The organism is Pseudomonas sp. Irchel 3F3 (genome assembly GCF_900187545.1).
Lineage (GTDB): Bacteria > Pseudomonadota > Gammaproteobacteria > Pseudomonadales > Pseudomonadaceae > Aquipseudomonas > Aquipseudomonas fortuita.
The window spans coordinates 153,311-164,453 of record NZ_FYDS01000007.1; the positions used below are offsets into that span (position 1 = coordinate 153,311).

Genomic DNA, 11,143 nt, shown 5'->3' on the forward strand with positions numbered 1-11,143 from the left:
ATTACCTATCAGAAATGGAGATAGGTTAATGGCAGAGCGCTGGGATCTGGAACAACTGCGCCTGTTTGCACGGGTTGCCGAGCTGCGTTCGTTCTCCGCCGTTGCGCGCGAGCAGCGTAAGGCGCAATCGGCCGTAAGCAATGCCATCGCGCTGCTGGAAACCGACCTTGGCGTCACCTTGTTCGAGCGCAGCAGCGGCCGCCAGCCCAGGCTGACCGAAAACGGTACGGCCTTGCTGGAAGATGCCCGTGAACTGTTGCGTCAGTGCGAACGCCTGGATGGCCGGGCGCTCGCGCTGATGCGTGGCCAGGAAGCCCTGCTGCGGGTTGCCCAGGACGAAGCCATGCCGTATCAGCCGGTGATCGACAGCCTCGACGAACTGGCCAGCCGCTACCCGTTTCTGGAGGTGCAACTGGCCAGCGGTGCCCAGGGCGATGTAGCGCGTAAGCTGGTGGAGCGGCGCGCCGATCTGGGCCTGTTCTTCCTCCACGAGAGCATCCCGGCATCGCTGGAGCGGCGGGCGCTGGGCAGTGTGGAGATGGTTACGGTGTGCGCGGTCGGCCACCCGCTGGCGGGCGAAGGCCGGGTCACCCGGCAACAACTCGCACGCCACCGGCAGTTACTGATCACCCCACAGCAAAGCGGTTATCCCGGCGGCGAGGCGATCAGCCCTCAGGTATGGCGCGCCGACAGCTTCTACGCCATGGCCGAACTCCTGATGCGCGGCCTGGGCTGGGCATGGTTACCCCGGCATGTGGTGCAGTATCCGACCTACCAAGCGCATATGGTTGAACTGGACAGCGATTGGCGGCCTCCGGCCTTGGTGGCCGAGCTGGCCTGGCGCCGCGATGAACCCTTGGGCCCGGCCGCGCAGTGGCTGGCAGAGCGCTTTGCAGTGCACCTGCGCGCGATCGGGTAAACTTCGCCGCCATGAACAGAACACTCTATACCTTGCTGTTTCACCTGGGCCTGCCGCTGGTTGCGCTGCGCCTGTACCTGCGCGCGCGCAAGGCGCCAGCCTATGGGCAGCGTATCGGCGAGCGTTTTGCGCTCAACCTGCCCCTTATGCACCAGGGCGGGATCTGGGTGCACGCGGTGTCGGTAGGCGAGAGCATTGCTGCAGCGCCCATGGTTCGCGCCTTGCTCAAGGCTTATCCCGAACTACCGATCACGCTGACCTGCATGACGCCGACCGGTTCCGAGCGTATTCGCGCCATGTTCGCCGACGAACCGCGCGTGCAGCATTGCTACCTGCCCTACGACCTGCCGTGGGCTGCGGGGCGTTTTCTCGACCATGTCCAGCCGAAGCTGGGCATCATCATGGAAACCGAACTGTGGCCCAACCACATTCACCAGTGTGCCAAACGCGGGATTCCGGTGGCGCTGGCCAATGCACGATTGTCCGAGCGCTCGGCACGCGGCTACGGGCGCTTTGCCAGGCTGACCCGGCCGATGCTGGCCGAGATGAGTCTGATTGCCGTGCAGACTGAAACCGAGGCTCAGCGCTTCCGTGATCTGGGCGCACGCCCTGAATGCGTAAAAGTCACCGGCTCGATCAAGTTCGACCTGAAGATCGATGAGCAACTGCTACCGCGTGCCAAGGCATTGCGTGAGCAGTGGGGGGCCGAGCAGCGCCCGGTGTGGATTGCCGCCAGTACCCATGACGGTGAAGATGCGCTGATTCTGCAGGCTCATCGGCAGTTGTTGCAGGTGCATGGCGATGCCTTGCTGATCCTCGTGCCGCGTCACCCTGAGCGGTTTGCTGCGGTGCATGCGCTGTGCAGCGAGCAATTCGCCACCGTGCGCCGTTCTTCTGCAGCGCCGGTCGATGCCCAAACCCGCGTGTTGCTGGGCGATACCATGGGGGAGTTGCTGTTCCTCTATGCGTTGGCCGATATCGCCTTTGTCGGCGGTAGCCTGGTGCCGACGGGAGGGCACAACCCGCTGGAGCCTGCGGCGCTGGCCTTGCCGGTGCTCATGGGGCCACATGTGTTCAACTTCCTCGAAATCAGCGCGATGTTGCGTGAAGCGGGGGCGTTGCAGCAGGTGGACGATGCCGACGGGCTGGCCGGTGCGGTGCGGCGGCTGGTCGAGTTGCCGCAGGATGCGCAGCGCATGGGCGAGGCGGGCAGGGCGGTGATGCGGGCCAATCAGGGCGCGTTGCAGCGCTTGCTCGATGGCCTGGATGCGCTTGTCCGCTGACGTTTGCTTTGGTTGTCCTGGCCTCATCGCCGGCAAGCCAGCCCCCACAGGTACTGCACAGGGTTTGAGGCCAGTGAGGAACCTGTGGGAGCTGGCTTGCCGGCGATGAGGCCATCAAAAGCAACCCGGTCTGTGAGAAATACGCCCCTATTTCAAGGGCGACGCTCAAAGTTCTTGGCCGCTGCCGCAGCCAGGTCTGGCGGCAGGAAGTCCTTGTCCGGGTTGTAGTCCGGTTTCAGGTAGCGCTTGAGGTCTTGCAGGTCTTGCGGGCTCAGGGTGCCGGCCGCCTGCTTCAGGCTCAGGTTGTCGAGGATGTAGTCATAGCGGCTGTTGTTGTAATCCCTCACCGAGGTGTACAGCTGGCGTTGGGCATCGAGCACATCGACGATGTTGCGGGTACCTACCTGGTAGCCGATTTCAGTGGCTTCCAGCGCGCTCTGGTTGGAGATGATCGACTGCTTGCGCGCCTGTACCTGTTCTACATCGGTGTTCACCGCGCGGTGCAGGTTGCGGGTGTTTTCCACCACCTGGCGGCGCAGGCTTTCACGCTGCTGTTCGCTCTGGCTCAGGCGTTGGTATGCCTCGCGTACCTGCGAGCTGGTCAGGCCTCCGCTGTAGATCGGGATGTTCAGTTGCAGGCCAACGCTGGTCTGTTCGACATCGCCGCTGTAGCGCACGCCCAGTTGCGAAGGGTTGGTAAAGCCGAGGCTGTCGTTGTCACCTTTCTGGTACTTGGCCACGGCATCCAGGGTCGGCGCATGGCCGGCCTTGCGCTGGCGCAGGGTCTCTTCAGCAGCAGAAACCGCATAGTTGGTGGCCAGCAGGTTGAGGTTCTGGCGGCCGGCGGTTTCGACCCAAGCCTTGGCGTCGTTTGGCGTGGGGACCTGCACGGGCAGGGTATGCACCACGCCTTGAATCGAGGTGTATTCACGGTTGGTCAGAGTGACCAGCGCTTCAAAGGCATCCTGCACCTGGCGCTCGGCGATGATCCGGTTGGCCCGCGCCGTGTCGTAGCTGGCCTGGGATTGCAGCACGTCGGTCTTGTCCGACAGGCCCACATCGAAGCGTTCGTTGGACTGGTCCAGCTGGCGCTTGAACGCGGCTTCCTCAGCCTTGGTCGCGGCCAGGTTGTCCTGCGCGCGCAGCACGGCGAAGTAGTTTTGCGCGGTTTGCAGGATCAGGTTCTGTTCAGTGGCCGACAGCTCCAGCGCTGCCTGTTCGTTGACCGCTTCGGCGGCCTGCAGCTGGAACCAGCGATCAGCGCGGAAGATTGGCTGGGCCAGGGTTGCGCTCCATGAATTGCCGCTGCGGTTGGAGGTGATGGAGGGCTCGTCCAGCTTGGTGCGGGTGTTCATCATTTCGGCATCGGCCGACAGGTTCGGCAGCAACCCGGCGCGGGCCTGCGGTACCACTTCGCGGCGGGCGCCATAATCGGCGCGTGCTGCTGCCAGGTCGGCGTTGTTGTCTACCGCTTCCTGATAAACGCTGACCAGGTCGGTTTTAACTGTCGGGAGCATATCCGCTGCCCAGACCATTCCGTTGGACGCACAAGACACGGCTATCGCCAGTGAGAGTTTGCGCAGCATAGAGGCAATCCTTGTACGAAATTTAATTACTGAACTGTTGAGTATCGAGCGATGGGCCAGTGTAGTGCCATGCGCACCCGGCAACAATCGCTCGGTGTGCCTTTCATCATCCGCGCATTTACCCGCTTGGCTTTGCCGACCACTCCAGTCTAGACTGCGCATGTTCTTGTCGGGGTGCCTTGAAGCAAAGGCTGAGATCGCAGAGGTGCGGATCCCGTTGAACCTGATCAGGTTAGCGCCTGCGTAGGGAACAAGATTGCTCGCCTTCCCGGGGAGCCTCTTGTGCCAGGTCCGGGAATGTCGCAGCTGCATGCAGCTTCAGGCACCCCCTATCCGGCACTGCACGCCTTCATGGGTGCGTCCGCGTTTTTCAGGTTCTCCCCGACATTCCACTGCTAGGAAGCCGTCTGGAGAGCCTGTGATGACCAAACAAGAAAAAGCGATCAACCTCAGCGAATCGGCACAAGTCGATCAGCAGTCCGTGCAACCGTTCCCGCGCTCGCGCAAAATCTATGTCGAAGGCTCGCGGCCGGACATTCGCGTGCCCATGCGTGAAATCAGCCTGGACGATACCCCGACCGATTTCGGTGGCGAGACCAACGCGCCGGTACTGGTCTACGACACGTCGGGCCCGTACACCGACCCCAACGTCATCATCGACGTGCGCAAGGGCCTGGCCGACGTGCGTTCGGCGTGGATCGAGGCCCGCGGCGACACCGAGCGCCTGGGCGGGCTCAGCTCCGACTTTGGCCAGCAGCGCCTGAACGACGCCGAACTGGCCAAGCTGCGTTTCGCCCACGTGCGTAACCCGCGCCGTGCCAAGGCCGGCGCCAACGTCTCGCAGATGCACTATGCCCGCCAGGGCATCATCACCGCCGAGATGGAATATGTAGCCATCCGCGAAAACATGAAGCTGCAAGAAGCCCGCGCCGCTGGCCTGCTGAACGAGCAGCACGCCGGCCACAGCTTCGGTGCCAACATCCCGAAAGAAATCACCCCCGAATTCGTCCGCCAGGAAATCGCCCGCGGGCGCGCGATCATCCCGGCCAACATCAACCACCCGGAGGTGGAGCCGATGATCATCGGCCGCAACTTCCTGGTGAAGATCAACGGCAACATCGGCAACAGTGCCCTCGGGTCCTCGATCGAGGAAGAAGTGGCCAAGCTGACCTGGGGCATTCGCTGGGGTTCGGACACGGTCATGGACCTGTCCACCGGCAAGCACATTCACGAAACCCGTGAGTGGATCATTCGCAACTCGCCGGTGCCAATCGGTACCGTGCCGATCTACCAAGCCCTGGAGAAGGTCAATGGCGTGGCCGAGGACCTGACTTGGGAACTGTTCCGCGACACCCTGATCGAGCAGGCCGAGCAGGGCGTGGACTACTTCACCATCCACGCGGGGGTGCTGCTGCGCTATGTGCCGCTGACCGCCAAGCGCGTCACCGGTATCGTCAGCCGCGGTGGCTCGATCATGGCCAAGTGGTGCCTGGCGCACCACAAGGAAAACTTCCTCTACACGCACTTCGACGAAATCTGCGAAATCATGAAGGCCTACGACGTCAGCTTCTCGCTGGGTGATGGCCTGCGCCCTGGCTCGATCGCCGACGCCAACGACGCCGCGCAGTTCGGTGAACTGGAAACCCTCGGCGAGCTGACCAAAATCGCCTGGAAGCACGACGTGCAGTGCATGATCGAAGGCCCTGGCCACGTACCGATGCAGCTGATCAAGGAGAACATGGACAAGCAGCTGGAGTGCTGCGACGAGGCGCCGTTCTACACCCTCGGCCCACTGACCACCGACATTGCCCCGGGCTACGACCACATCACCTCGGGCATCGGTGCGGCGATGATCGGCTGGTTCGGTTGCGCCATGCTCTGCTACGTCACGCCCAAGGAACACCTGGGCCTGCCGAACAAGGATGACGTCAAGACCGGCATCATCACCTACAAGATCGCCGCGCACGCCGCCGACCTTGCCAAGGGTCACCCCGGCGCGCAGATTCGCGACAACGCCCTGTCCAAGGCGCGTTTCGAGTTCCGTTGGGAGGACCAGTTCAACCTGGGTCTGGACCCGGACACTGCCCGTGCCTTCCACGACGAGACCCTGCCGAAGGAATCGGCCAAGGTGGCGCACTTTTGCTCGATGTGCGGGCCAAAGTTCTGCTCGATGAAAATCACCCAGGAAGTGCGTGAATACGCCGCCAAGATCGAGGCCGTGGATGTAACGGTCGAGCAAGGTATGCGCGAGCAGGCCGAGCGTTTCCGCCAGGAAGGCAGCCAGCTGTACCACAAAGTGTAAGAACGTCATTTCCCTTTGTGGGAGCGGGCCTGCCCCGCGAAAGCGTCAGCTGCGCCAACGCGTTCGGCAGGCCAGACGCCTTCGCGGGGCAAGCCCGCTCCCACAATGGCTCGGCGAAGCCCCATCCATTCCTCTGGCGAACATGACAATGACCACCCCCAGCCAATTCTCCCCCGACCACCCGGTCCCCACCCACCAGCGCATCTTCGGCGCCCGCGACCTGTTCTCGCTGTGGTTCTCCCTCGGCATCGGCCTGATGGTGCTGCAAGTCGGCGCCATGCTCGCCCCAGGTCTTGGCCTTGCCAGCGCGGTGCTGGCCATCGCCCTGGGCACCGGCGTGGGTGTGCTGTTGCTGGGCGCCGCCGGTGTCATCGGCAGCGACACCGGCCTTTCTGCCATGGGCACCCTGAAACTCAGCCTGGGCAGCCATGGCGCGCGCTTGCCGGCCGTGCTCAACCTGCTGCAACTGGTAGGTTGGGGTGCATTTGAGATCATTGTCATGCGCGATGCCGCCAGCCTGCTGGGCGCGCGGGCGTTCGGCGAAGGCAGTGCCTGGAACAGCCCGATGCTCTGGACCCTGTGTTTCGGCGCTCTGGCCACCCTGCTGGCCGTCAGCGGGCCGCTGGCCTTCGTGCGCAAGGTGCTGCGCGCCTGGGGTATCTGGGTGTTGCTGGGCGCCTGCCTGTGGCTGACCTGGAACCTGTTCGCCAAGGCCGACCTGGCTGAACTGTGGGGCCGCGCCGGTGACGGTTCGATGTCGCTGGCCGTGGGCTTTGACATCGTCATCGCCATGCCGCTGTCCTGGTTGCCGCTGATCGCCGACTACTCGCGCTTCGCCCGCAACGGCAAGCACGTGTTCGGCGGCACGGTACTTGGCTATTTCATCGGCAACACCTGGCTGATGAGCCTGGGCGTGGCCTACACCCTGGCCTTTGCCGCCAGTGGCGAAGTCAATGCCTTGCTGCTGGCCCTGGCGGGCGCAGGCATGGGTATTCCGCTGCTGCTCATTCTGCTGGACGAGTCGGAAAAGGCCTTTGCCGACATCCACTCGGCGGCTGTTTCCACCGGCGTGCTCGTACCTGTGAAGGTTGAGCACCTGGCGCTGGGCATTGGCGTACTGTGCACCCTGATCGCCCTGCTGGCCCCGCTGGCCCAGTACGAAAACTTCCTGCTGCTGATTGGTTCGGTGTTCGCGCCGCTGTTTGGCGTGGTGCTGATGGACCACTACGTGATCCGTCGTCGTCGCCTGCCGGCGCAGGTGGGTGGCTTGCACTGGCAGGCACTGGTGGCCTGGTTTGCGGGGGTGGCGGCCTATCACCTGATTGCCGCCAACGCTCCAGAGCTGGGGGCTACCCTGCCAGCACTGTTACTGGCAGGTGTGCTGCACGGGCTGCTGAGCTTCAGCCGCGGCCGGGAAACAGTTCAGGCTTGAGTACGCCATTCAGGCGCGGGTAGGGGATCTTCAGTTCCACGTGGCCCATGGAATAGGGCGCGATGGCGTAGACCTCGTACTTGACCACTACCGCGCCGTACGTCAGGGCGATGTGCGGCGACTTCTTGAACGGCCAGGTCTTGACGAACTCGGCGTCCTTGTCCATGCCCACGCTCATCAGCCAGGCCCGGTGCGACTCCTCGACGGTTTTCCAGAAGGTCTCCTCCTGGCCTGGCACCAGCATGTCCTGCAGGGTCAGCACCTTGTCCAGCTTGCGCGAGTAGTTGATGAAGCCGCGCCCGGGCATGCCATGCGCGCCACCACTGTCCAGGTAGCTGGACAATTCGATGATCACCAGCCCGTCATGCTGCTCGCGTACCTTGGCTTGCAAATAACTGCTGTTACGTTTGTCGGCACTGGCCAGGTATTGCTGTTCGTAGGCCTGCAAGGTGCTGGGCGCGGTGCCATGCTGATTGTCTTCGGTCAGTTGCAGCAGGCGCTTTTCGACGATGCCGTCGAGCGCGGGCAGGGCGGGGAAGTGGACCGTGTCGATGTTCACCAGCGGGCAGTCGCTTTCGCTGCAGCCGGGTTTGACATGCTCCCAGGCGTCGCGCTTGACCTCGAGCGGGGCCCGGTAGTTGGGCGTGAACAGGCTCTGGCAGGCGCCTAGAGCCAGTGCCAGCACAGCCACGGAAGTCAGTTTGACAAGTGTCATGGTGATCCTTGCAGAACAGGGAAAGTCGGCCTTTGACCGTCTGCGCGGCCTTCAGTTCGCCACTAAGCTAACAGAGTGAAGACGCGCTGTCCCGAGTGTGCGAACGGTTGCCGGAAAGGGGTGAAACGGGCAAGCGTGCAGAGTAGGATGGCGCGATGCGGTAATTGAGGTAACGAGGATTTCCATGTCAGACACGTTGAATTCGGTGCCCAAGGCGGTCGAGATCGTCAAGCGGGACAATTGCTTCCAGGGCTTCTACAAGCTCGACAAGGTGCACCTGCGCCACGAGCTGTTTGCCGGTGGCATGGGCCGCGAGATCAGCCGCGAACTGTTTGTGCGCCACGATGCAGTGTGTGTGCTGCCTTACGACCCGTTGCGTGATGAAGTGGTGCTGATCGAGCAGTTCCGCGTCGGCGCACTGGACAAGGTCGGTAACCCCTGGCTGATCGAGATGGTTGCTGGGCTGATCGACAAGGATGAAGAACCCGAGGAAGTCGCCCATCGCGAAGCCGAGGAAGAGGCCGGCCTGACGTTCAGTGCCTTGTGGCCGATGACCCGCTACTTCCCGTCGCCCGGCGGCAGTGACGAATACGTTCACCTGTTCCTTGGCCGTTGCAGCAGCGAAGGCGCGGGAGGGCTGCATGGTCTGGAAGAAGAGGGCGAAGACATCCGCGTGCGCGTGTGGTCGTTCGAGGATGCCTTGCAGGCGGTACGCGATGGGCGCATCTGCAACGCGGCGACTATTATCGGCTTGCAATGGCTGGCGCTGAACCGTGACGAAGTACGAGGTATGTGGAAGTGAACCTGCTGCGCGAGCGCTATCGAGTCGACCTGGTCGGGCTGCAGGCCGCCTGCGAGGCCAACTACGCCCGGCTGATGCGCCTGTTGCCCGACATGCGCACCACCCAGAGCTCGCGCCGCATCGGCATGACCCAGGGCGACCAGATGCTCGGTGTGCTGGTGCTGGACGTGGTGCTGGCCTGCCCGTACACCACCACCTTGCATGTGCGTCAGGAGCACAGCCTGCCGTGGCTGCCGGTGCCGCACCTGGAAGTGCAGGTGTACCACGATGCACGCATGGCCGAAGTGGTCAGCGCCGAACACACCCGGCGCCTGCGCAGTATCTACCCGTATCCGAACGAGGCCATGCACCAGCCGGACGAAAAGGCCCAGCTCAACCTGTTCCTGGGTGAATGGCTGAGCCACTGCCTGGCCTGCGGCCACGAACTGGCAAGCGTTCGCTGACATGCATCCAGACCAGACGCGCCCTGTACATGTGCTGCAACTGACCGACGCCCATCTTTTCGCCGATCCGGCCGGCAGCATGCTGGGGCTCAATACCCGTGACAGCCTGCGCCATGTGGTGGCCCAGGTGCGGCGCGAGCAACCGCTTGTCGACCTGCTGTTGTGTACAGGTGATCTGTCCCAGGACGCTAGCGTTGCCTCTTATGAGGCGTTCCGGGAGCTGACGGCGCCGTTAGCCGTGCCCACCCGCTGGTTGCCGGGTAACCACGACGAGGCCCGGATAATGGCTGAAGTGGCCCCGGAGCTGGTGCAAGCGGTAACTGATGTTGGGGCCTGGCGTATTGTCATGCTCAACACTGCGGTGCAGGGGGCGACACACGGTCTGCTGGAGAGCGACCAGCTGGCGGTGCTGGAGGCCGCCTTGAACGAGGCGGGCGAGCGGCATTGCCTGGTGTGCTTCCACCATCAGCCGGTTGACATCGGCTGCGCCTGGATCGCGCCGATCGGCTTGCGCAATGCCCAGGCCCTGTTCGATATCGTCGAGGCTTATCCACAGGTGCGGGCGTTGCTGTGGGGGCATGTGCATCAGGAATGGGATGAGGTGCGTGACGGGCGGCGCCTGCTGGCCACGCCTTCAACCTGTATTCAGTTCGCGGCGCGCAGCGAAGACTTCAAGGTGAGCGAGGAGCAGCCCGGGTACCGCTGGTTGCGCCTGCACACCGACGGGCGGTTGGAAACCGGAGTGGAGCGGGCCACGGACTTTGCGGTGAAACTCGACTTCGATAGCCCGGGGTATTGAGGATCTTGGGGCGCTCTGCGCCCATTCGCGGCACAAGGCCGCTCCCACAGGAGACCGGGAATCCCTGTGGGAGCGGCCTTGTGCCGCGAATGGGCGCAGAGCGCCCCCGGTACTTTCAAGTCTGTTGAAGAATTTGTTGCTAAAACCACGGTGCGGCGCCAAAACCCGGCGAACGCGCTACACTGCGCGTCCCTGCGCCCACATCATCAGGCGCGAAGCCACAGATTTCGGGGGCAGCATGTCGGGTTCCATCCTCTATATCCATGGCTTCAACAGCTCGCCGCTGTCGACCAAGGCGCGCCAGCTCGACGCCGTGATGCAGCAACTGGGCCTGTCGGCCCAGCTACGTGTGCCCGCCTTGCATCACCACCCGCGGCAGGCCATCGCCCAGCTTGAAGCGGCCATCGCCGAACTGGGTGCGCCACTGCTGGTGGGCAGTTCGCTCGGCGGCTACTATGCCACCCATCTGGCCGAGCGCCATGGCCTCAAGGCCCTGCTGGTCAACCCTGCGGTAACGCCGCACAAGCATTTCGACGGGTACCTGGGCACTCAGCGCAATCACTACAGCGGTGAAACCTGGGAGCTGACCCACGATCACGTACAGGCCCTGGCCGAGCTGGAAGTGCCGGCCCCGGTGGATGCCGGCCGCTATCAAGTGTGGCTGCAGACCGCCGATGAAACCCTGGACTATCGCCATGCCGAGCGTTATTACCGTGCATGCGCCCTGCGTATCCAGGCCGGTGGCGATCACAGCTTCCAGGGCTTTGCCGAGCGCCTGCCGGCTCTGCTGGCGTTTGCCGGCATTGCTCGCGGGCACTACGCGGCGCTCGATTTTTCTGTATTTTGACCTTTTTGCATTCAC

Annotated in this window: 10 protein-coding genes and 1 riboswitch; of the genes, 8 read left to right on the forward strand and 2 right to left on the reverse strand. The window is 63.3% G+C overall.

What is annotated here, in order from left to right:
• The first annotated feature begins 28 nt into the window (after positions 1 to 28).
• Entirely contained in the window at positions 29 to 919 is an 891-nt protein-coding gene (locus CKW35_RS16790) for a LysR family transcriptional regulator (RefSeq protein WP_016489474.1), read from the forward strand.
• Between the two features lie 11 nt (positions 920 to 930).
• Positions 931 to 2,202, forward strand: a complete 1,272-nt coding sequence (gene waaA, locus CKW35_RS16795; protein ID WP_016489473.1) for a lipid IV(A) 3-deoxy-D-manno-octulosonic acid transferase — start codon at positions 931 to 933, stop codon at positions 2,200 to 2,202.
• 152 nt (positions 2,203 to 2,354) lie between these two features.
• Here the strand turns inward: waaA and CKW35_RS16800 are convergent, their stop codons facing one another.
• Positions 2,355 to 3,788, reverse strand: a complete 1,434-nt coding sequence (locus CKW35_RS16800) for a TolC family outer membrane protein (protein WP_016489472.1) — start codon at positions 3,786 to 3,788, stop codon at positions 2,355 to 2,357.
• A 160-nt stretch (positions 3,789 to 3,948) separates the two neighbouring features.
• Positions 3,949 to 4,055: riboswitch (TPP riboswitch) on the forward strand.
• Between the two features lie 154 nt (positions 4,056 to 4,209).
• Here CKW35_RS16800 and thiC point away from each other — a divergent pair.
• Both thiC and cytX read left to right on the forward strand, forming a co-directional pair.
• A complete protein-coding gene (gene thiC, locus CKW35_RS16805) occupies positions 4,210 to 6,090 on the forward strand; it encodes a phosphomethylpyrimidine synthase ThiC (protein WP_016489471.1) in 1,881 nt (626 codons plus the stop codon).
• A gap of 148 nt (positions 6,091 to 6,238) precedes the next feature.
• The gene (cytX, locus tag CKW35_RS16810) at positions 6,239 to 7,522 is read left to right on the forward strand and encodes a putative hydroxymethylpyrimidine transporter CytX (protein WP_016489470.1); all 1,284 of its coding nucleotides are present in this window, start codon (positions 6,239 to 6,241) and stop codon (positions 7,520 to 7,522) included.
• On the opposite strand, the gene CKW35_RS16815 is transcribed toward cytX, so the two are convergent.
• Positions 7,491 to 8,237, reverse strand: coding sequence for an RsiV family protein (locus tag CKW35_RS16815; protein ID WP_016489469.1), 747 nt, complete (start codon positions 8,235 to 8,237; stop codon positions 7,491 to 7,493). The genes cytX and CKW35_RS16815 overlap by 32 nt on opposite strands.
• A 184-nt stretch (positions 8,238 to 8,421) precedes the next feature.
• Between CKW35_RS16815 and CKW35_RS16820 the strand changes: the two genes are divergently transcribed.
• From CKW35_RS16820 to CKW35_RS16835, 4 genes are all read left to right on the forward strand, one after another.
• Positions 8,422 to 9,039 (forward strand): NUDIX domain-containing protein, encoded by a 618-nt coding sequence (locus CKW35_RS16820; protein WP_016489468.1) that lies wholly within the window; start codon positions 8,422 to 8,424, stop codon positions 9,037 to 9,039.
• Entirely contained in the window at positions 9,030 to 9,482 is a 453-nt protein-coding gene (locus CKW35_RS16825; RefSeq protein WP_016501905.1) for a DUF1249 domain-containing protein, read from the forward strand. The genes CKW35_RS16820 and CKW35_RS16825 overlap by 10 nt, the downstream gene beginning before the upstream one ends.
• A gap of 1 nt (position 9,483) precedes the next feature.
• Positions 9,484 to 10,281 (forward strand): 3',5'-cyclic-AMP phosphodiesterase, encoded by a 798-nt coding sequence (cpdA, locus tag CKW35_RS16830; RefSeq protein WP_095116437.1) that lies wholly within the window; start codon positions 9,484 to 9,486, stop codon positions 10,279 to 10,281.
• 238 nt (positions 10,282 to 10,519) lie between these two features.
• Positions 10,520 to 11,128, forward strand: coding sequence for a YqiA/YcfP family alpha/beta fold hydrolase (locus CKW35_RS16835; protein ID WP_016489466.1), 609 nt, complete (start codon positions 10,520 to 10,522; stop codon positions 11,126 to 11,128).
• Positions 11,129 to 11,143: the final 15 nt, after the last annotated feature.